Origin of the sequence: Leptospira noumeaensis (assembly GCF_004770765.1) — a bacterium.
GTDB classification, from domain to species: Bacteria; Spirochaetota; Leptospiria; order Leptospirales; family Leptospiraceae; genus Leptospira_A; species Leptospira_A noumeaensis.
Window position 1 is genome coordinate 1,116,111 of sequence record NZ_RQFK01000026.1, and the last position, 21,633, is coordinate 1,137,743.

Annotated in this window: 16 protein-coding genes and 1 pseudogene; 8 read left to right on the plus strand and 9 right to left on the minus strand. The window is 36.3% G+C overall.

Features of this window, described 5'->3' with window-relative positions:
- Positions 1 to 12: 12 nt before the first annotated feature.
- Both EHQ24_RS13460 and EHQ24_RS13465 read right to left on the minus strand, forming a co-directional pair.
- The gene (locus EHQ24_RS13460; RefSeq protein WP_135602096.1) at positions 13 to 1,095 is read right to left on the minus strand and encodes a hypothetical protein; all 1,083 of its coding nucleotides are present in this window, start codon (positions 1,093 to 1,095) and stop codon (positions 13 to 15) included.
- A complete protein-coding gene (locus tag EHQ24_RS13465) occupies positions 1,092 to 3,698 on the minus strand; it encodes an FAD-binding protein (protein ID WP_135602097.1) in 2,607 nt (868 codons plus the stop codon). The genes EHQ24_RS13460 and EHQ24_RS13465 overlap by 4 nt, the downstream gene beginning before the upstream one ends.
- A 328-nt stretch (positions 3,699 to 4,026) precedes the next feature.
- On the opposite strand from EHQ24_RS13465, the gene EHQ24_RS13470 reads away from it, so the two are divergent.
- Positions 4,027 to 5,592: a methyl-accepting chemotaxis protein gene (locus tag EHQ24_RS13470; RefSeq protein WP_135602098.1), complete on the plus strand. Its 1,566-nt coding sequence runs from the start codon at positions 4,027 to 4,029 to the stop codon at positions 5,590 to 5,592.
- A 97-nt stretch (positions 5,593 to 5,689) separates the two neighbouring features.
- Here EHQ24_RS13470 and EHQ24_RS13475 read toward each other — a convergent pair whose 3' ends face one another.
- The 3 genes from EHQ24_RS13475 to EHQ24_RS13485 all read right to left on the minus strand — a co-directional run bounded on the left by EHQ24_RS13475 (position 5,690) and on the right by EHQ24_RS13485 (position 8,221).
- On the minus strand, positions 5,690 to 6,598 hold the full coding sequence (locus EHQ24_RS13475) for an LEPBI_I2678 family protein (protein ID WP_135602099.1): 909 nt from the start codon (positions 6,596 to 6,598) through the stop codon (positions 5,690 to 5,692).
- Positions 6,599 to 6,803: 205 nt separating this feature from the next.
- A complete protein-coding gene (locus EHQ24_RS13480) occupies positions 6,804 to 7,304 on the minus strand; it encodes a group II truncated hemoglobin (RefSeq protein ID WP_244310422.1) in 501 nt (166 codons plus the stop codon).
- Between the two features lie 98 nt (positions 7,305 to 7,402).
- The gene (locus tag EHQ24_RS13485; protein ID WP_135602101.1) at positions 7,403 to 8,221 is read right to left on the minus strand and encodes an arylamine N-acetyltransferase family protein; all 819 of its coding nucleotides are present in this window, start codon (positions 8,219 to 8,221) and stop codon (positions 7,403 to 7,405) included.
- A gap of 977 nt (positions 8,222 to 9,198) precedes the next feature.
- On the opposite strand from EHQ24_RS13485, the gene EHQ24_RS13490 reads away from it, so the two are divergent.
- From EHQ24_RS13490 to EHQ24_RS13505, 4 genes are all read left to right on the plus strand, one after another.
- Positions 9,199 to 9,579, plus strand: coding sequence for a hypothetical protein (locus EHQ24_RS13490; protein ID WP_135602102.1), 381 nt, complete (start codon positions 9,199 to 9,201; stop codon positions 9,577 to 9,579).
- A 77-nt stretch (positions 9,580 to 9,656) separates the two neighbouring features.
- A complete protein-coding gene (locus tag EHQ24_RS13495; protein ID WP_135602103.1) occupies positions 9,657 to 11,054 on the plus strand; it encodes a c-type cytochrome in 1,398 nt (465 codons plus the stop codon).
- Entirely contained in the window at positions 11,051 to 12,394 is a 1,344-nt protein-coding gene (locus EHQ24_RS13500; RefSeq protein ID WP_135602104.1) for a c-type cytochrome, read from the plus strand. The genes EHQ24_RS13495 and EHQ24_RS13500 overlap by 4 nt, the downstream gene beginning before the upstream one ends.
- 82 nt (positions 12,395 to 12,476) lie before the next feature.
- Positions 12,477 to 13,055, plus strand: coding sequence for an SCO family protein (locus EHQ24_RS13505; RefSeq protein WP_135602105.1), 579 nt, complete (start codon positions 12,477 to 12,479; stop codon positions 13,053 to 13,055).
- A 108-nt stretch (positions 13,056 to 13,163) separates the two neighbouring features.
- Here the strand turns inward: EHQ24_RS13505 and EHQ24_RS13510 are convergent.
- From EHQ24_RS13510 to EHQ24_RS13520, 3 genes and pseudogenes are all read right to left on the minus strand, one after another.
- Positions 13,164 to 13,283, minus strand: a pseudogene (locus EHQ24_RS13510) (rod shape-determining protein); the annotation flags it as partial.
- A 146-nt stretch (positions 13,284 to 13,429) separates the two neighbouring features.
- A complete protein-coding gene (locus EHQ24_RS13515; protein ID WP_135602106.1) occupies positions 13,430 to 13,900 on the minus strand; it encodes a hypothetical protein in 471 nt (156 codons plus the stop codon).
- A 114-nt stretch (positions 13,901 to 14,014) separates the two neighbouring features.
- Positions 14,015 to 14,230 (minus strand): hypothetical protein, encoded by a 216-nt coding sequence (locus EHQ24_RS13520; protein ID WP_167483079.1) that lies wholly within the window; start codon positions 14,228 to 14,230, stop codon positions 14,015 to 14,017.
- A 186-nt stretch (positions 14,231 to 14,416) separates the two neighbouring features.
- Between EHQ24_RS13520 and EHQ24_RS13525 the strand changes: the two genes are divergently transcribed.
- Positions 14,417 to 15,757: a WG repeat-containing protein gene (locus EHQ24_RS13525; RefSeq protein ID WP_167483080.1), complete on the plus strand. Its 1,341-nt coding sequence runs from the start codon at positions 14,417 to 14,419 to the stop codon at positions 15,755 to 15,757.
- 492 nt (positions 15,758 to 16,249) lie between these two features.
- Here EHQ24_RS13525 and EHQ24_RS13530 read toward each other — a convergent pair whose 3' ends face one another.
- Positions 16,250 to 17,272, minus strand: coding sequence for a rod shape-determining protein (locus EHQ24_RS13530; RefSeq protein ID WP_002972591.1), 1,023 nt, complete (start codon positions 17,270 to 17,272; stop codon positions 16,250 to 16,252).
- 144 nt (positions 17,273 to 17,416) lie between these two features.
- On the opposite strand from EHQ24_RS13530, the gene EHQ24_RS13535 reads away from it, so the two are divergent.
- Both EHQ24_RS13535 and EHQ24_RS13540 read left to right on the plus strand, forming a co-directional pair.
- Positions 17,417 to 19,018, plus strand: coding sequence for a Ppx/GppA phosphatase family protein (locus EHQ24_RS13535; RefSeq protein WP_135602109.1), 1,602 nt, complete (start codon positions 17,417 to 17,419; stop codon positions 19,016 to 19,018).
- Positions 19,015 to 21,585, plus strand: coding sequence for a SpoIIE family protein phosphatase (locus EHQ24_RS13540; protein ID WP_135602110.1), 2,571 nt, complete (start codon positions 19,015 to 19,017; stop codon positions 21,583 to 21,585). Before EHQ24_RS13535 ends, EHQ24_RS13540 begins: the two co-directional genes overlap by 4 nt.
- Positions 21,586 to 21,633: the final 48 nt, after the last annotated feature.

The following is a 21,633-nucleotide window of genomic DNA, read 5'->3' on the forward strand; positions in this document are numbered from 1 at the left end:
CTGAAAGGCATTTTAAAAATCGTAGATGTGTTCGATTTCTATCTTATTTTCTCTTAAAACTTCCAACATTGTTTTTAAGTTTTGAACTTTTGAGACAAGTGCATACCGGTTCTCGCCGGGTCTCGTCAGGATCTCTTGTCGGAATAAGGTTTTTGAGTTGGGAATTTTTGGTAAACTCACTTCCTTTTTGAGTAACACTGTCACCAAGGTTGCAGATGTATTCCCGGCTATCTCTCGTAATTCGACAGTTTTTCCTATGAGGATAGATTCTAAAGTGGGATGGAAATCTGCATATCGAGGGATCAAATACAAGGAATGAAATGGATCATTTCCATTTAGTAACTTTACTTTATCATTGGTTGGGATATTCTCATCCAATACAATGGCAGTTCCTAAGATGGGATCTTCATAAGTTGCTTTTGTTGCTTTTTTAATCAAAAAACCATAGACTGCTTTTACAAAAATATCAGTGGTCAGATAATAGCGCCTCTCCCATTTCCGGATCATATGGTCACCAAACAAAGGAACTTCGACCCAAAGTGACTTGAGTTCTTGAAAAAAATTATATTCATACCAAGGGGTTTGTAAGATAAAATCTACATAAGATTGGGTGAATTTTGCGTTAAATTTGTCCTCTTCGGTGAGTGCCTGGTCTTCGTTTATTGAAGTAATACGACCAATCATCTTTTCATAAATCTGTTTTGCTCCATACTCAACTGTCGTACTGACAGTTAATACAACAATCATTAGATGGTATCCATAATTAAAGTTATATGATTCTAAAATTTGATCTGAAACAATCATATAAGATTTCCATAACTGTTGAACATGTTCCCAATAAGGAAAGGTACTGGAGGTTCGATTTCTAAAATAAATGGCCTGTTCGTTTGGACTATGAACTAAAAACCATTCGGGAAAGGTTAAAAAAGTTTGGTCTCCTGGACGTAAATGTTCTTTGGGAGTGAATGACTTTGTATCATTCATCATCCATTCATTTGGCACTTTTTCAATGTATTCTGTGGTGGATTGTTTTGCTGTCCAAACACTAATACTAAGGGAAAAGGAAATTAGAGTTGTGAAGATCAATCGACTCATTTTGATACCTTTGTAAAAATCATTAAAATATTATCAGAAGGGTCATCCTTCTGAAGTAGTCTCTCAGGTCCTGCTTGTAGATGAAAGTTTTTTAGAATTTCCACCCATTCATCAATCGATCGGAATTTTTTAAATTCAGCAGATTCATACTCCCAAGTTTCTTTTAAACCTGCGTTGAATACTGTATGGATCAAGGAAACAAATCTAAACATTTCTGGATCTTTTACATCATGATCTCTTAATATAAATTTACCTCCTACTCGCAGAACACGGTTGATCGATTGAAGAAATGAATCTAATTTATCTAATCGTATATGATGTAAACCAATCAAACACGTAACAAGATCTAAACTCTCTGTAGGTATTTCATTACTAATCGGATCATAATCATTGAGTGGGAAAAAGTTACCAATTTTTTTGATCCCACCCCTTTCTAAAATATCAACTGGATTGTATTTCGGCGAAACTGAATTCACCAAATAAATTTTTTGATTTAGTTTTAATTTATTTTTTAAGCTCGAAATATACCTTCCAGTGGTACCGATTTCCAAATAACCATTGATTGTTGTATTTGTTCCCAAAAGTTCTAGAATTTGTGCAGATAATTCTTTTTTTTGTTTGATTAAAGCTGGTAAAGCGTAAGTCAAATCGGCATGAAAAGGTTTTACCGAATTTAATCTTTGTACAATTTGTAAATAAATTTCCTTATCGGTCTTGTATTGTTTGGTGATATCGCTAATAAGCTGAAAAAATCTTTCTTCTGGATAAAGATTAAAGATCACCTGCAGAAAACGATAAAGAGCATCACTCCACTTAACATTCGCGAAAATTTGATGAAAATCAGAATCAGTTGTAACTGGATTTTGTTTTTCTTTGTAATATGTATCCCAGAAAATATTTTTAAATCGAAACCTAGGATCCAATCTATCTTTCAGAGCAAAGATTTCTTTGTATTTTGGATAAGCTCTTTGAAACATTTCCCTTGAAGCATGTGTTTGGTATGGTAAATAGTATGTGCCGCCTGCCTCAATGCTTGCATTCATTAATTCTCTAGTCCAAACAGCAACTTTTAGCTTATCAGTTTCATTTACTTTTTGTTTGTAATATAATACAAAGGCAAAACACTCTTTGGATGCCCAAGACAAATAAGTCTCCTCATCTGCCTTCGCATGACGAACAGAAATATTTACCATGTTTACTTTATGGCGTTTTAAGATATCACACAATCGATCAGAGAACACATTGAATTTTTCAATCGGAACAAAGTATTCCTGTAATACGTAGGTTGATTTTTCGCGTGCAGATGGTTCCAGTTCTAAAACATCATAACCAGCTTCATAATTTCGCCAGTGAACTTTTTTGGAGAAGAATAGAAGTGGATCAACAATGTATTCACGCCTCCATTTACCAAAAGGAGATTCAGTAAAGTCCCAGAAAAAATAACGATGGATTGGATAAGATGATTGTAAGGGCATAAATCGAGATCTTACAGTAGGTTTGTCTAGGGAAAACTCCCAGCTAACTGCTCTTATGTTTTTGTATTTGGGGGGATAGATATCTGCATTATGAAAAATGACTTTTTTATCTTCCCGAATGCTATATTTAAAAAATTGGAAGTATTGGTTCTTCTTCATTTTTTTGCTGACTTGTTTGACTTTAACATTGTCATCTAAATCAAATTCTACTGCTACAATGATACCTACAGAGTTATAGCCACCAATCATTCCAGCAAATACATCCGAATTTTCTTTTCTATTTGCCTTTACCAAGCTGCCATCCGCAAGAATAACATCAATTGATCGAACCGATAAAACAACTGGGCCTAATCCCATATAACGACCGTGGCAATTGACACTCAAAGCACCACCAACGGTGAAGTTTGCATAGGTTTGCATGATCTTAACAGATAAGTCGTCCTTATCGATAAAGTGCTGAATGTCGCACCAACGAATACCTGCTTGGACCTTAATCCATTTTTCAGACGGCTTGTATTCAATCACTTGATTGAGTTTACGCATATCAATATGGACTGAACCTGGACTTGCTGTTTGACCGCCCATACTAAACCGACCCCCACCCACAGAGATTGCACCGGTAGACGTTTTTACAAAGGTTACAAGTTCTTCTATTGATTCAGGCCTAATGACGGAGGATACGATAACAGGATTTAATCGCGTAACATCATTGATGATTGTCTCTGTTGATTTTAAGTGAGGGATGTTTGTTCCATCGTCGTTTTTATAATAATCAATTTCCGAGCCAGGTATTGAACCATATTGATTGTCCTTAGATTCTCCTTTTTTGAAGGCTAAGAAATAAATGACTATTAAAGGACCAAAAATGGGTATAAGCGTTAGTAGGATTGTGTTTCCGGACTTTCCAATATCATGAAATCGTTTTGCTGAAACTGCAAGTACACCCCAAAGCATCAGTGGATAAATAATCCATGTACTTTTCTCTCCAAAGAAATAGTCCAAAGATTGATAAAAAACATAAAAATTTGACCACATAAACAATGAGGCAACCCAATAAATTTTTCTATCAATCCGTCCCTTATAATTTAAGAGTAAGTATGTAACTGGCAGAAGCTGTTTGATTTTCAAAAAAACTCTCCTAGAGGGTTAATCTCTATATTTATAGAATTAAATTGCAATCAAAAACTTCTAAATTTTATTAGATAGGATTTAGTAAATGTTATGCTAAGACGAAGGCATCACATCCAAAGTGAATACCCGAAATTTGTGACACAATGCCCAATACCGCCGTATGTTTAGTTCTTCGTTTTTGTAGGGAATTAAACAATGGTCTAGAAAATCGACTCATAATGAGCGAAATCACTTTGACGATTCGTGGCCTGTTTGATTAATTACAATATAACTCTAGGCGAATTTCCTTAAAAATTTTCGTCAATTGTATTGGAGATTTTGCCTTATGTCAGCTGTTACCGGGAACTACTTAGAAAAAGGAAGTATGATTGCGAACACGATTCGTATTTCTTTTGCGATTGTGATGTTATCCATCAATATTTTCTTTATGATAGCAATTCCCACAACGGAAAAAACCATGAGTCTCATCCTGTCTACTTTAGAGTTTGTGGTTTTATCGTATGGTGTTTATACGTTCTGGCTCTACAAACAGAAAAAATTCTATTTAAAATTTGCCTATATTTCCATTTTACTCGATATCATTATCTACGCCAGTGTGTTTGCCATTGTGGTCATTATGTCCAAAACACCTGTGGAAAAAGTTTCCATTGCAACTTTACCATTTGTCATGTTGGTTCTCCTCTTTGTTGTGATTTATTCAGGATTTCTTTTATCTTACAAACTAACAATGACAGTTGGATACATTGCAATTTTCAGTTTACTTCTCTATGTTTTTTTAGGTGTGGTTGGAGGAGCTGAAATCAAATTCATTGCCACAGGAACAAATCAATTTGGAATTCCTTTTGTTGGGATCAATACCATTGCTTTGATATGCGGTGTTCATATGATGAGTGCTGTTGTAAAATTTATGTCGAATTCTAGTAATGAGGCAACTAAATCTGCAGAAGAAGCAAAACAAAAATCGGATGCTGCCAATCTTACAAAACAAAACATCCAGTCAGAAGCGGAAACTTTAAATAAAAGTGTCCAAGAAATGTTAACATTTATGGATTCTTTAAATTCTGAAATTCAAACACAGGTTTCAAGTGTAGAAGAAATCAGTGCCTCCATGGAAGAACTTGCCGCTTCCATGGATAATGCTAGTGATTTTGTAAAATCGCAGTTTACAAGAATTGATGATTTAAACCAAGAAAGTTCGGTGATGGATAAAATTTTGTCTGAGGTTTATTCCTCAACGATCAATTTAGCACAAACTACAGATGAATCCAAACAATATAGTTTTCAAGTCACTACAGCAATGGATTCCGTAAGTTCCAATTTTGAAGAAATCAAAGAAAGTTTTCAGAAAGTGGAAGAGGTGAACCAAATTTTAAGAGACATTGCTGATCGAACCAACTTACTTGCATTAAATGCTTCTATTGAAGCTGCGAGAGCTGGTGAACATGGAAGAGGGTTTGCCGTCGTAGCACAGGAAGTTGCAAAACTGGCAGATAGTGCGCAGGAAAATGCATCCTTAATTTCAAAAATCATTACACAAGCAGCCAAACAAATTGTCAGTGGAAACGCTGCTGCCTCCGAAACAAAAGAAAAAATGGGAATTCAGGACAAAAGTTTCGGAATTCTTGTTTCTAACCTATCGGATTTAAAAACCAAAGTGGAAAAACAAACGTCCATTCATAAATCGTTTTTGATTTCTTTTCAAGATTTGTTCTCACTTTCTAAACAATTGGAAGTTGTGGCATCAGAACAAAAAATAGGAACACAAGAAATGTCGAGAGCCCTTGTGTCGATTGAACAATCGGCCTCTTCGCTTGCATCCAATACTTCTCACTTACGTGAAAATGTAGATGAACTTTCAAAACAATCGGAACGATTAGCCAAACACATTTAAAATTGGGTTTGTCTTTATTTGAGTCCGTATTTGTTTCTACCTGGAGCTGAGACTAAAATTGGTTTCTCAGCTCCAACAAAATCAATTCAATGTGAATTTATTTTTTAAGGTCTTGTGGATTGAATACATCCCTACAATTCGATAAGGCAATTCTTCTCAGAAAATCGAACCTTGGCAATAAACCTTGAAATATTGTAGTGTCTTCTTCATTGATATGAAGGAATCGAATACCTGTTCCCTTTTTTTCAAAGTCGATAGTTCCACAGAAAACACCAACTCCGCCACCTGGCAGATCAATGATTGCCTGACCTGGGACTTTTGCAGTATATCTAATTCTAGATTTACCAGTGTAGGCTTCTCCTTCAAAAGTTCCTTGGATCAAATATCTGCCAGAAGTGATTACTGCTTCTTGATTGGGTGTTAGTAATCCAGCAAATTTGATTTCTGAACCAGGAATTTCTTTTCCAGATTCATCTGCTTTTGTTAATCGAACATTGATTAGATTTCCATAACTGACACTTATATTTTTGTCCTTGTCTTGTGTTACCCTTTGATTGAATTTTTCATGAGAAGCACTTTTGTTTTGAATTTTGAAACTTGGATTTTCCTTTAATTTGTTTAGTACTACGGCACTTGGTCTATAAGTTTTGTGATAACCTAAATAGTAATCTGTTATAAAACCAATCGGTGCTGCAGGAAGTAATAGTATATTTCCCCAAAACCATAAGCTAAATGAAGATTCGATTTCTGTAGATTCTGGACTGAAACCATCTTTTTCCACTCGGATCGTTTTGGTTGGTTTCTTTTCAAGTTCTGGAAATCCAGATCTTGTTAAAATCAATGATTCACCTACTTTTTCATTCTCGATATAAATAGAACTATTTTCTGGTCCCATGATTTGTAATTCTTGGGAAGAATTTCTCATATATGTCGCACAGTTAAAACTCATAAACAATATGAGAAACAAAGTAATTTTAATTTTGGAAGATTGAATATTCTGTATCATACAGCAGAATATTTAAATATTCGGAAAAACTTGCAAGTAAAATATAACAGAAATTTGCTGGCATTTCTCAATTGTAAGCTCTTGGTTACATAAAAAGATCGGATCGAGTTTTTTATGTAAACGTTGTTCTTGGAAATTAAGCTGTAACGAAATTCATGACTATTAAATGTTAATTTCTCTTTCGTTCGCTCACCAAATTAAATTTTTAGTTTTCGTTTGGTTGGTAAGGTCCACCTGTTTCACCCCAACCCCACTTAGGCATTGGTTCGCTAGTCGCCATTGGATTTTCGATAAGCTGAGAATTAATGACCGCTAGGCGTGTGCCCCATTCAATGTAACCTACAAAGGCAGAACGAAATTCCGGGTCGCTTTTTAAACCAACTTCATCTGCGGTTTGTAATAATAAATGAACCCAGCGCTGCCTTTTCTCTTCTGATAACATTTTTCCAATGTGGTGCCCAATCATTTTGGAATGGCTACCTTTGTCTAGGTTGGTATATAGTTTCTCACCACCAAAAACTTCAGCAACAAAATGTGCTACATGTTGTACATGGTCTGGACTCATGTTTTTGAACACATCACCTAACAAATCATCTTTGAGAACCTTTTCGTAAAATCTGCCAAATAACTTTTCAAAAGTTGTCATGTCGCCTGCCCATTCGAAAAGTGTAGGGATTTTTTTCTGATTAAAATTGTCTTTGCTCAAAAGGTATGCTCCGTTTGTTCTTTGGGGGTCATTTTTCATCTAATCGTTGTTATTTACGGTTTCAAGTTTTTTAAAATTTGCAATATTAATTTTTGAAATTATAGATCCCATTGTAAACCAGGTGTTCGAAATTCTGTATCTAACGGAAATGTTAGATTGAATTTTTCTTTAATAATATTGATTAGTTCTTTGGGTGAACTGATGGTTATTTTGTTAGCAATTCCATTTTTGTCCCGTTCCGAGAATTCTCTATTGACAAGTGTAAATCTTTTCCCGTCTTCTCCGGCCCTTGCAACAATCAAACGATCCTTAAAATGAGATTTTGGATGGTCACTCGTATACCAGTTTGCTAACTCACGATCAATTTCAGGCATTTCTTCTAAAGTAAATTCACAAACATCGGCCCATCCATTTGGAAAAAGAACCTGATGGAAATAACGATTTCCTTCATATACAATTCTTCTTGTTTCGTGATTTGTTTTTTGTTCCGTATTTTGAACGAATTGTATCGGAGATGTGAGTGATACTCCACCCACACCAACATCAGTGAACCAAGACTTTCCAGAATGTTCTACTCGTAGAAAAACATGTGTTCGCGGAGGAGTAAAATCCCGCGGTCTATCTAAACGAACTCTCGCACTGATAGGAATGACTTCGAATCCTAGTTTTTGCAAAACATGTAATAGAAGTCCATTCTGTTCAAAACAATAACCGCCGCGTTTTTGAATGATTAATTTTTCAAAAACTGAATCCAAACTAATATTGATACTTTTACCTAATAGAATATCCAAATTTTCAAAAGGGATACTACGAACATGTGCCAAAGTAATGTTGTTTAATAAATCGAGTGAGGGAATGCGAGGGCCCGTATATCCGATGCGATCAAAATACGCATCTAAAAATTGATGATCATTCAAAGATAAAATCCTAAATATTTTCTTTTAGTTTATCTGTTTTTTATAAAAGTAAATAAGTTTTCCAGGAGTGGAATCGTACCCCTGCGCCCCGGATCGAAGCGGAAATCCTTTGCGAATGCAAAGATTGAAGCGGATAGCCGGAAATGTGCGCCCCAAAGAAATTGAAACTTATATACGTGATTCGTATATTCGCTATCTCTGCGCGGATAAACGCATTTCGTTTAGCACCGTGAATTAATGCGACTATTTGCATTGCGTATAGCGCACACTAATTTGGCTACTAATCGTATTTCGTATATTCGCCCCTACATCATCCTATGCATTACTTTATGCATCGGTTTTGGGCAAAAAAAAAGCGAACTTCCATTCCAATCTTTTCACTTACGTGAAAAGGATTTCCATAATTTGCTTTTTCTTCCATCAAATTGTTCTCGGAGATTAAGCTGTAATGTCATTCATGTCGATCGTATGTTGAGTTCTCTATCGTTCACTCACCAAGTCAAACTTTCAGTTTGCTTGTATCCTCGCTCCTATGGTCGCTGCGGATTAATCCCTAGTGCGGGGGAGGTATATCATTCAGGAAAAGGCAATTGGAAGAAGGGGATTTTAAGTTTATTGTTCAACAAAAAATATCCTAAAGGGATAGATAGAACTTCAAAGGAATTTGGAATTTTTTTAAATGACCAAGCATTTATACTCGAAGCGGTTATCAGTTTTTTGCACAACATTTTCACATTAGTAAAAAGTTAGGTGGGAGATATATATCTGTAGCGGAACGAAAATCTTTTAAATTTTCCCACAAGTTTCTCGATACGGTTTTTGGCCATCATACTAACTAGTTTAGGACTTTTTATCATTCCTTTAAAATTCTTTAGAAGTGAAATGATCTAAACTTATGAATTTAATTCCTTTTTATAAATCCTGGTCGATTGCTTAAATTAAGTTTACAAAAGTTAAGTCTGTGTGATATTTGGAGTATGGTTCGGCTAAGAAAGATATCATTCAGTAGGATTGGTTATCCTCTATGTTTTTTAGCTTTTACTTTCGCAATTGCTACCTTTTTCCCATCTAAAACCATTAATCTCACAACGATTTGTATCCAAAATGACCATATCAATGATTTGGATATTGCTAAGACGTATGAAAATGCTGGCTCAAAAAACTCGGAAGGAGTTCTTTTAAATTCTTCCACTTGTATAGGCTCATCGAAACCAAAGGAAGATTTTGATTCTCTTACATTAGTAGAAACCAGCCATCAAAAACTTCAGTGTACTAAAGAATTTTACACTTTATATAAAACTTTCACCAATCAAATTTTACTTTCTTTCCTTCTCGCTCGTGCTCCTCCTCTTGCCTAACTCCTAAATTTTTAACACACATCAATATATAGTTTAAAGATTCTCTCGAATCAATTTCGAGAAAGGAGTTATGTTATATGGATTTTCCCATATTTCACTTAGATTTTATGGGCAATCGATTGCTTATTGCTGTCATTGCCATTCTACATGTTCTCATCAATCATTCCTTAGCTGTTGGACTTGCTCCATTAGTTACTTATTTTGAATATTTGGGTTGGAAAAATAAATCCCAAGAAATGGATCAATTTGCAAGCAAAGTTATGTTTGTTGGGTTTGTCATTACAACTTCACTCGGTGCTATGACTGGAGTTGGCATCTGGCTTTCCGCAAGTCTTGTCAGTCCTGCATCTATCGGTAGTTTAATTCGTGTTTTCTTCTGGGCCTGGTTTACGGAATGGATTGTTTTTGTCACCGAAGTCGTTTTAATCCTCCTATACTTTTTAACTTGGAAAAAATCACTTCAATCTGAAGAGGCAAAAAAGAAACACATCAAATTTGGAATTGCCCTTTCTATTTTTTCTTGGATCACGATGGCTATCATCGTAGCAATTCTTAGTTTTATGATGGATCCTGGAAGTTGGAGCCAAACCAAATCTTTTGTCGATGCAGTAATCAACCCAGTTTATATGGCTCAATTGGCTTTTAGAACACCTGTTGCTATGTTTATGGCAGGAACAGTAGTATTATTCTTATCTGTATTTTTTACAGAAAAAGGCAGTCCCTTACGAAAATCCGTTACCAAAACTACCTCCATTTGGATTCTAGGTTGGTCGATTTGGGTGGTAGTTGGCTCAATTTTTTACTATTCTGTGATTCCTGATATGATGGCGAACAATTTGTCCACCGCAGTGGGAACCATGGAATTTTCAAATTGGTATGATAGTCTCCTCGTTGTGATGGGAGTTGGAATTATTTCTGTGATAGGAATTTCTCTCTATTCCTTGAGTGGCAAAAACTTACCGATCGCACTTTCGATCATCCCTGTTTTAATTTCTTTTTCATTACTAACTGTCTTTGAAAGGGCAAGAGAATTTATACGCAAACCATTTGTAATTGGAAATTATATGTATTCCAATATGTTCCGTATTGAAGAATACCCTCTATTACAAAAAGAAGGAATTCTAAAATATGCAACCTATGTAAAACACGATTCCATAACAGAAGAAAACATAGTGGAAGCGGGAAAAGATATTTTTTTACTCACATGCAGTAGATGTCATACTTCACATGGAATTAATTCTGTTGTTAAGAAATTCCAAACTATGTATGGATCACCAGACTTAAACCCAGATGCTATGGTTGCTTATATACAGGGAATGCATAATGCTCGTTACTTTATGCCCCCGTTTCCAGGTTCAGAGTTGGAAATGAAGGCTTTGGTAACTTACATTCAAAAAACAAAAGACTATCCAATCCCCACCGAAGGTGCTCAAGAAACAGGAGTCTCAATTTCCATCAAAAGAGGTCATCAATGAATATCATCTCTCTAATTTTAGCAAATGTTCCTGTCCCTAAAGACATCCCATTACCATTACCGGCACCAGAATGGTTACTTGTAGGAGTTCTTATTTTTTCTTTTTTGTGCCATATTCTTTTTGTCAATTTAATGGTAGGGGGAACACTTCTTACTTTTTTCGCACAGTTAAAAGGATTAAAAGAAAAAGATTATGATACTTTAGCACACGAAATTGCAAAAACCATCACTGTAAACAAGAGTATGGCTGTTGTTTTAGGAGTAGCTCCACTTCTTGCCATCAACACTTTGTATACAGTTTATTTTTATTCTGCAAATGCTTTAACAGGTTTATTTTGGATATCCATTGTACCACTTGTAACTGTTGCTTTTCTACTGACTTATCCGCACAAATACCTTTGGGAAAAATTACAAAATAACAAAGGTTTGCATATCTCAATGATCGGAGCTGCCAGCGGGATATTTCTTTTTATTCCTCTGATTTTTTTAACCAATATCAACCTAATGTTATACCCTGATAAATGGGGAACCATCACAGGTTTTTTCTCCGCCATGTTTCTTCCCAATGTGTTCCCTAGGTATTTACATTTTATTTTTGCTTCTTTAACAGCAACGGGTCTTTTTCTCTTTTATTACTTTGGGCGAGAATCTTACTCATTCGAAAAAAAATTTCTAACTTTATCAAGATATGAAGTAAGAAAGAGAATGTATTCTCTCGCTTTTATGGCAACATTACTTCAGTTTGTTGCTGGCCCTCTCATTCTTCTCACACTTCCAAGTATTGCCATCAGTTGGAATCTGTTTTATCTTTTAGGGCCTGCGATTCTTTTGGCGATTTATTCACTCTATTTGATGTGGAATGGAATTAATGCTAATGAAGAAATGATTGGAAAAGATTTCAAAAAAGTTGTGATCACTCTATCCGTTGTTGTTGTACTTATGGTGAGCGGTAGGCATGTCGTAAGAGAAACAGCACTCGGTCCACATAAAAAATTGGTAAAAGAAAGAACACTCGCTTACGAATCAAAAATTCAAGAAGCATTCCAATCTAAGGCGAATGAAAAAGAAGGCGCCATTGTTATTTCAGAAAAACCAAATAAAGAGGAAGGTGGCAAAATTTTCCGCGGAAATTGTTCTGCTTGTCATTCCCTAAAAACGAAAGTTGTGGGTCCTCCTGTAACTGAAATGGTCTCTATATACAAAAAAGATAGGTCAGCTTTAATTGCTTGGATCAAAGCCCCAGGCAAAAAAAGGAAAGATTACCCTCAAATGCCTGGATTTCCATCACTTTCTCCAGGAGAGTTAGATTCCTTAGCGGAATACATTTTAGACAACCCGTAATAGCCAATGACTGGATCGGAGGGAGGAGACACCCTCCGATTTTTTTTCTTGAGACGAATCTATCTCAATCTATTTTTGATCCATGCGACTTTTGATCGGATTCATTCTCTGTTTTGTTATATTACTTTGCAAACCAAGTTCTTTTCTCCAGAACCAAGACAATGAAAAATTCGCAACTAACTTTCAGCTTATAGATACAAACCAAAATCCCTTTCGATTTTATGAAGATACGCAATCAAAATCATTGGTGGTACTTTTTTTCGGATACTCTCATTGCCCAGATATTTGCCTTACAACTCTCAATAAATTTTCAAGTTTGAGCGATAACCTTCCTGAAGAAATCCTAGAAAAAATTCAATTTGTTTATGTATCAATTGATCCAAAGAATGATGACCCGCTAACATTAAAAAATTACATGATGGAATTTTCCAAAAAGATTATTGCACTTACTGGTGATGCAGCGGAAATCAAAAAAATTGCGAATGATTATGAGTTAGTGTTGTTAGATAATCCAAAATTTGGTAAAGTCAAAGGGGAGGGAAAAATTCTACATTCAACAAATATTTACCTGATCCAAAAAAACCATAAAATTATAAAAACTTTACCGCACCAGATTGGATTAGAAACATTAAAACAAGAAATATTGGAGATAGTAAATTAAAATATCGAATATTTCCAAGAGTAAATTTGAGATATCTTAAATTATCAGTTCCGCCAAAAAAAAGGGAACTTTCGTTCCCTTTTTCTCACCGAACCATGTAACCGATGTTTATCGGATTCCAGGCTTAATGTATTTCAATTCATCCAGGTATCTTCCTGTTCCAAGAACCACACAAGTCAGTGGGTTTTCAGCACGGAATACAGGAACACCTGTTTCTTTTGTGAGGTAGTGGGGCACCTCGCAAACATTAGTTTAAGCACAGTTTTATTTTGTTCGCGACCGGGCTTTCCGTTCCAATCTTTTCATTGTCATGAAAAGGATTTCCACTGCAATCCCTGGTGCGGGGGGGAGGTGTGTCATTCAATCAAAAAAAGTTAGCCTACATTCTCGTCTTCAATTTCAGCAAGAAGTTCTCGTCCTGGATCAGTATTCAGTGAAATAATCACTAATTCCAATATTTGGGAGTTGATCTGTCTGTATTTAAAGTTGTAGAGCATAAGTCTCCGAAATAAATCAATACTTCGACCAACAAATGGTTGTTTGGCATCAAAAACTAAATTCATTAATAATATATATGCGAACATCTCATTTATGAATTTAATATTCGGGAATTTCCTTAAAATTTCATCATCAAGATCTTTTATTATTTGAATAGGTTTTCTGCGAAAAATCCAATAAGAAGTATAAGCTGCAACTTTTTGAGGCTGGGCTTTTTCGATATGATGAAATTCTTTTAAGCGATGAAGGTCGGCAAAATAATCGATAACAGCTTCTTCGATGACAGCATCGTTTACGAAAAAATACTCATCTTGATTTAAAGAAAAGTTTTTAGATATTCCTCGCAAAAATTCTAGAGCTTTCTCTCGGATGAATATAAACCTTTTTCTTACTTTCTCTTCCCCAAAATTCGTAAGAACATATTCATAATTTTCATCGGATATAAATGGAGAATGAGGTCTCTATTGATTGTTGATCAATTTCTTAAAATCTTCTGATTCTAAGTAGAGCGTAAAATTTTCTGATGCTTTTTCTAAAGGGTATTCTTCTGATTTGTTAGGCAGAGTTTGTTTTGTGATAATCCCTGCTTTGATTCGTTTGATAAACCGATCCCCAGCCTTTAGAGACTCAGGACTTGCATCTTTTAGAATCTCAGCCATATTGTAATTATTTGACAAAGGTGCCTTCTCTCAAGCATTAAAAAGCCTTTGTCTTTCCCCTAGAATTCAAATGATAGAATGCCCCAATTCAAAAGTACAGCAAAAATGAAACATAGTTCAGATTTTTTTGAAAACTTTATGTGATCATTTTAATTTATGTTTACTTTACATCCAATTTGTTTAGCTTCATTTTGTTCGAATCTAATGGAAGATATGAAACGACTCTATTTTGTCTTAATTCTGCTACTAATTGAGTGCATGGGTTTTAAAAGTTTAATCAATCAACAACAAGACAATATTCAACTAAACTGCCCTATCGAATATTCGCAAAGTTATACTATTGTGAATGGTCAAAAAATTTTAACAATCAGATTAGGAGAAGAAACAGTTTTGTTGCAGTTCGATTATATTCGCCCTTTTCATGAGGGTCTTGCAGAAGTTCAACTAAACTGGAAACGATCTTTCATTGACACTTCTAATCGTCTTATCACGGACCAATGGTTTGATGGAGTGAGTGATTTTCGCGAGGGTTTAGCTGTCATTTCACTCAATGACAAATATGGCTATTTAGATAAATTAGGTAAATTGGTAATCCAACCAAAGTTTGAATCGGCACAGTCATTTAGTGAGGGTTTAGCTGTCATTTCACTCAATGACAAATATGGCTATATAGATAAATCAGGTAAATTGGTAATCCAACCAAAGTTTGAATCGGCTCAGTCATTTAGTGAGGGACTTGCAGCCGTGAAAATCCAAGGTAAATTTGGCTTTATCGATAGAACTTATAAATTAGTTATTAAACAAAAGTTTGATGAAGTAAATGAATTTCATGAAGGACTGGCTAAAGTTTCGATAGATGGTTATTGGGGATTCATTGACAAGAATGGGAAAATTGTAATCCAACCACAGTTCGAAGATGTTCGTGATTTTGTAGAAGGGTTGGCGCCGTTTTCTGTTGGAGCAGTACCTGAGTTAGAAGATGAGGGTAAATTTGGTTTTATCGATAAAACCGGAAAGATTGTTATAGAACCAAAATTTGATAAGGTAACCGATTTTGAGGAGGGTTTGGCTTCGATCAAACTAGACGAAAAGTATGGCCTAATAGACAAAACAGGAAAGTTTGTAATTGAACCTAAGTTCCAAGATTCGATTCTATTCAGAGAAGGTCTTGCACCAGTGAAAGAGGGTTTTAATGGTAAGACGGGTTACATCAATAAAACTGGATCATATATCATCCAACCTTTTCTTTATGTTGGTTATTATTTCAACGAAGGTCTCGCTGTTGCTTCTATCAATGGCAAAAGTGTATTTATCGACAAAGTCGGAAATACAGCGATCGAATCAAATTACTTTTCAATCAAGAGATTTCAGGACGGCCTAGCTGCAGTTCAAGTTGAGAAAGGTGGCAAATATGGTTATATTGATAAAACAGGCAAAATCATCATCAAACTGCAGTTTGATTCTGTGAGAGAATTCGAAAATGGATTTGCTTCGGTTCTTTTGGGTAGCAAATGGGGAGTGATCAAAAAACCAAATTGTATATAATGTATGATAAAAAGGAAACCAGCATTTTTTCCATTTCTAAAATTGTGGAACTTTGTTAGTTGAGAATGGCAGTGATATTTTGAATCAAGATTCCGGTTCCAAATTCATCTTTGAATGTTGATATTTTTATATATTTTTTTTAATTCAAAATTCTAGTATTTTTCCACCAAGAAACCCCGCGCCCCGGATAGAAGCGGAAATCCTTTGCGAATGCAAAGATTGAAGCGGATAGCCGGAAATGTGCGCCCAAAAGAACTTAAAACTTATATATGTGATTCGTATATCCACACTCTATTTGCAGCTACACGCATTTCGTTTAGTACCGTGAAATAATGCGGCTATTTGCATTGCGTATAGCGCACTCTATTTTGGCTACTAATCGTATTTCGTATATTCGCCCCTGCATCATTCTATCCGCCACGCGCCATTAGCTCTGGGCAAAAAAAAGGGAACTTTCGTTCCCTTTCTCTCACCAGACAATGTAACCGATGTTTATCGGATTCCGGGCTTAATGTATTTCAGTTCATCCAGGTATCTTCCTGTTCCAAGAACCACACAAGTCAGTGGGTTTTCAGCACGGAAGACCGGAACTCCTGTTTCTTTAGTGAGATAGTGTTCGAGACCACGGAGGAGGCAACCACCACCTGTAAGAACGATTCCTCGTTCTACGATGTCGGCTGCAAGTTCTGGAGGAGTTCTTTCCAATACGGATTTGATTCCGTCTAGGATTTCGTCTGTTGGTTCTTTGAGAGCTTTACGGATTTCGTTAGAATCAAGTTCGAGAGTGCGTGGGAGACCGGAGATCGCGTCACGGCCTTTCACTTCCATCGTGTCGACACGTTTGTCGGCGAATGCGTTTCCGATAGTGAGTTTGATGTCCTCAGCAGTTCTTTCTCCAACGACTAGGTTGTATTGGTTACGGAGATATTTCACAATGGCTTCATCAAATTCGTCACCACCAGTTCGGATGGACTCAGCGATTACCATACCACCAAGAGAGATCACAGCGATTTCTGTGGTTCCCCCGCCGATATCAACGATCATGTTTCCTGCTGGTTCATGGATCGGGATGTTGGCACCGATGGCAGCAGCAAGTGCTTCTTCGATGAGGAAAATTTCGCGAGCCCCTGCTTGTTCCGCGGACTCACGAACGGCACGTCTTTCTACTTCGGTAATCCCAGAGGGAACTCCGATGACGATGCGTGGTTTTACAAATGTAGTGCGGTTGTGAACTTTAGCGATGAAGTAACGAATCATCTTTTCTACAGTTTCGAAGTCGGCGATCACCCCGTCTTTCATGGGGCGGATGGCAACGATGTCACCAGGAGTCCTTCCTAGCATACGTTTTGCTTCTTGTCCCACAGCGAGGACTCGACCAGTAGAGGCTTGGACTGCCACAACCGACGGTTCTGATAAGACAATCCCTTGTCCTTTCACATGCACGAGTGTGTTCGCGGTTCCCAAATCGATTCCCATATCGTTCGAGAAAAGTCCATAAAGGTTATCAAATATCATATCAGATCCTGGTGAAAGAAGTACGAAAGGGGGAATTTACGGTGGGTTCACACCAAAACAATAGAATTCTACCCGTTCCCCATAATTTTCGGCTGGTTTTTGCTTTCAACCGTAAAAATTTTCGATAGGCTAGTTAGATACAAAATGCTACCTTTCTCACAAATCTTACGAAAACCAAACCAGGCATTTCGCACGGAAAAGATCCTTGCTGCCATTGATTTGGGCACCAATTCCTTCCACATCGTTGTCGTAAAACTAAGACCGGATGGTACACTCGAATATCTTACCAAAGAAAAAGAATCGGTGCGGCTAGGGAGTGGTAGCAGTGATTATGCGGTCATCCAAGAAGATGCCATGGAGCGGGGACTTGCTTGTCTCAAACGATTTCGCACCCTTGCGGATTCCTATCAGGCCGAAATTCGTGCTGTTGCCACAAGTGCTCTTCGGGAAGCAGAGAACCGCCAGGTATTTCTTGACCGAGCCGAAAAGGAAACGGGCATTCAAATCCAAGTGGTCTCTGGAAATGAAGAAGCAAGGTTGATTTACCTCGGAATTTTACAAGGCCTTCCGGTTTATGACAAACGAATCCTACTCATCGACATTGGGGGAGGGAGTACAGAACTTCTTGTGGGAGAAAAGGGGGAGATCCTTTTTTCTACTAGTTTAAAACTTGGTGCCATTCGTTTAACAGAAAAGTATCTAAAAAAAGATCCCATCAGTCCGACTGACATCCAAAAATGTCGGATTCATATTGAATCGGTTTTATCTGCCTTTTTACCTCAAATTGAAACTTGGAAACCTTTTATGGTGGTGGGGAGTTCGGGAACCATCTCTTCTGTGACCTCCATTGTTCTGGAAAAAAAGATGGAAAAAAGGGACAGATTGAACGGAACAGAAATCCCTATTGATCTTTTTAAGGAAGCCCGCAAACAAGTATTAGATGCTGATAGCTTGAAAAAACGACTTAAAATTCCAGGCCTTGATGCCAAAAGAGGGGACATCATTGTTGGTGGGGTTTTGGTTTTGGATGAAGTTTTGCAAAGGATCAAAGCTCCTTCTTTTACTGTGAGTGATTTTGCTCTCAGGGAAGGGATTGTGTATGATACCATTGAATCTTGGTTTCGTCATAAAGATTCCTCTTTACCACCCCTGGACAATATTCGTGAAAAGGCCATCAAAACCGTTGCCAACCTTTATCCTAAAGGAAAACAGCATGCAGAAGCAGTGGTGAAAATCACCTTGCAGATGTTTGATGATTTGAAGGATTTACATGGTCTTGGAAATTTGGAACGTGATTATTTGGAGACGGCTTGTTATTTGCACCAAGTTGGCCTTTGTATTTCGCACCACAACTACCACAAACATAGTTATTATATTATCAGAAATTCTGAAGCCATGGTAGGATTTTCCAATGCTGAAATTGAAATCATCGCTCTCATCGCTCGTTATCATAGAAAGGGTGGGCCCAAAGGGAAACATGAAGAGTTTAAGGCACTTCGGCCCGAGGACCAACTACTTGTCAAAAAACTGGCAGCTTTTCTTCGTATTGGGGATGGCCTTGACCGATCAGAAAAATCCATTATTGAAAGATTGGATGCTGTTGTAGAACGAGGAAAAGTAGTCTGTCGTTTGTATCATAAAAAAGGAGAGGATCCGAATTTAGAATTATGGTCAGTATCCGAAAAAAAAGATCTATTCGAAGATACTTTTAATACAAAAATTGAGTTCCAATTAAGTTTGATATGAAGCAAAATTTATTTGCTATTTTTTTATTTCTTTTGATCGCGAACTCGATTTTTTCTTTGCCGATTGATTTAACAAAAAACTGGTTGGTGACTAAGGGATTTGAATTAAAAGATCCAAAAGATTTTTCAAAATGGAAACAGTTAGACACACTTCCGTTATCAACCATTAACTCTAGTTTTGACTGGGAACCCAATCAACTTCGCAAGATCACAATGATCAAATCCATTTTGTTGTCACCAACAGATTTTAAAAAAGCAGAAGACGATGCGTTTAGTTTGCACATTCCTTATATATCGAATTGTTTTGAAATTTATCTGAACGATACATTGATTTCTTCTGGTGGTGTCATTAAAGATGATGTCATCACAACAAGTGGTTATAAAAGACATATCATCATTCGATTAAATCGAAACTTACTAAAAGTAGGCCAAAATCAAATTCGGATTTTGGTAGCTGCCGAAGATGGTGAAGAACTAAACGTATACAAACTATTTAATGATTTTCCCGCAAATATCGATTTAGCATCCGAACATTTGAATATAGTCGATGAATATGAAACCTATATGTTATTGTTTTTGTATTTTTTTGTAGGGATCTATCACGGATTGTTTTATTGGAAACGTAGACAAGAATCGTATAACCTATATTATGCTTTATTTTCCATATTTTTGGCTGTTTATATGATTTTTCGATCTCAGGGAATTTATCGATTTGGATTAGATCCTTTCACACAATCAAGAATCGAATATTTTGTAGTATTTTTAACTCCCGTATGGTTGTTAATTTTTGCCGATTTATTTTTTCGTTCGCGAATCAGTATCATTTCTAAAGTATATTTTTATTTTAGTTTGTTTTTGAGTGTCAGTCAGATTTTTGTTTCTCGTGCAGTTTCTGTGATGATCCTTAGGGTCTGGCAGATTTCCGTTCTTCTATTCGCAGTTATGTTGTTATATTTAACCATTTCTGCGGTAAGAAAAAATAATAAAGATGCGAAACGACTTTTGCTTGGTTTGATTTTTCTCTTGGGTACAGGAACATGGGATGTGTTAGGTGCCACTGGTTTGTTGCCTTTCCAAAATCTAAATTTGCTAAGATTTGGATTTTTGACCTTTGTATTGGGGATTGCGGTGGTACTGGCAAATCGTTTTTTACGTGTCCATAGACAGGTCGAGGAACTCAATTTAAGTTTAGAGAAAAAAGTAGAAGAAAGAACAAACGAATTACAAAATACATTAACCAAAGTACAGGAATTAAAAGTACAACAAGATGGAGATTATTTTCTGACTTCTTTACTTTTGGATCCCTTAAGTAAAGGAAAAGCGGAATCTTCCAATGTCCTAATTCATTCCTATGTGAAACAAAAAAAAGAATTCGAGTTTAAGGGTAAAAAAAGAGAAATCGGTGGAGATATCATTATCAGTGATTCCATCACTTTAAATGGCAAAACCTATTTGGTGTTTATTAACGGGGATGCAATGGGGAAATCCATTCAAGGTGCGGGAGGGGCTCTTGTACTCGGTGTTGTATTTTTATCATTTATCAAACGTACTCAAATCATTTTAGAGAGCCAAAATAAATCTCCAGAACGATGGATCAAAGAATGTTTTTATGAACTCCAAACTATATTTGAATCCTTTGACGGATCCATGTTGGTCTCGGTTGTACTTGGTCTTATCGAAGAGGAAACCGGAGTTTTGTATTATCTGAATGCAGAACATCCTTGGACAGTATTATATCGTGATGGTGCGGCTTCGTTCATTGAAGATGAATTGGAACTCAGAAAAATCGGAACCAAGGGAATGGACGGAGATGTCCGCGTCCGCATTTTTCCACTTGAGAAAGGTGATGTTATTTTTATAGGTTCCGATGGTCGAGATGATTTGGTATTGTTAGATTCCGAAGATGGAATTCGACAAATCAATGAGGATGAAACAAAATTTCCGTTAGCGGTAGAGAAATCAAATGGTGATTTGAATTTGATCGTTGAAAACTTACTCGAAATCGGATCTTTATCGGATGACCTAACGATTCTTAGGTTAGAATGGCTTGGTTCATTCAAACGTGTGTCCAGGGAATCACTTTTTGATCAATCTTCAGATGATTATGTATATGGAAAAGTAAAAGACCTACTCGAAAAAGGAAATGCCGAAGAAGCATTTCAAATGATCGAATCTTTACTGTCCAATGATACGTTGAATGACGATGTTCGTATCAACTTAATCAGAGAAAAATCTCGAATTTCTTTACTACTGAAAAAGTATGATGTTGCTGTCGAAACTTTAGAATCGGTTTTTCCTTATTTTGTCACTGACAATGAAATTCTCCTTCAACTAAGTTTTGCTTATCGAAAATCGAAAAACATAAAAAAGGCAATTGATCTTGCAGAAAGGTTACGGGCCAGGGATCCAAAACACATAAGAAATTTAATCAATTTGGTAGAATGTTATCGGCTTTCTAGAAAGTCAGATAGAGCTAAAAAGATTTTTGATAGGTTACTAGCCTTGGCACCCGAAAATCCTCAAGTTCTGAAATTAAAGGAAATGATAGACCAAGAAATTCACATTTAATCGAACTATTTCTTGTTTTTAGAATTGTTAAAAATTGATCAAAAGGTA

What these genes read in the sequence shown, in the direction of transcription:
- EHQ24_RS13460 (WP_135602096.1), bottom strand. Translation starts at nt 1,095, where the DNA reads ATGAGTCGATTGATCTTCACAACTCTAATTTCCTTTTCCCTTAGTATT.
- EHQ24_RS13470 (WP_135602098.1), top strand. Translation starts at nt 4,027, where the DNA reads ATGTCAGCTGTTACCGGGAACTACTTAGAAAAAGGAAGTATGATTGCG.
- EHQ24_RS13475 (WP_135602099.1), bottom strand. Translation starts at nt 6,598, where the DNA reads ATGATACAGAATATTCAATCTTCCAAAATTAAAATTACTTTGTTTCTC.
- EHQ24_RS13490 (WP_135602102.1), top strand. Translation starts at nt 9,199, where the DNA reads ATGGTTCGGCTAAGAAAGATATCATTCAGTAGGATTGGTTATCCTCTA.
- EHQ24_RS13495 (WP_135602103.1), top strand. Translation starts at nt 9,657, where the DNA reads ATGGATTTTCCCATATTTCACTTAGATTTTATGGGCAATCGATTGCTT.
- EHQ24_RS13500 (WP_135602104.1), top strand. Translation starts at nt 11,051, where the DNA reads ATGAATATCATCTCTCTAATTTTAGCAAATGTTCCTGTCCCTAAAGAC.
- EHQ24_RS13505 (WP_135602105.1), top strand. Translation starts at nt 12,477, where the DNA reads ATGCGACTTTTGATCGGATTCATTCTCTGTTTTGTTATATTACTTTGC.
- EHQ24_RS13525 (WP_167483080.1), top strand. Translation starts at nt 14,417, where the DNA reads ATGGAAGATATGAAACGACTCTATTTTGTCTTAATTCTGCTACTAATT.
- EHQ24_RS13530 (WP_002972591.1), bottom strand. Translation starts at nt 17,272, where the DNA reads ATGATATTTGATAACCTTTATGGACTTTTCTCGAACGATATGGGAATC.
- EHQ24_RS13535 (WP_135602109.1), top strand. Translation starts at nt 17,417, where the DNA reads ATGCTACCTTTCTCACAAATCTTACGAAAACCAAACCAGGCATTTCGC.
- EHQ24_RS13540 (WP_135602110.1), top strand. Translation starts at nt 19,015, where the DNA reads ATGAAGCAAAATTTATTTGCTATTTTTTTATTTCTTTTGATCGCGAAC.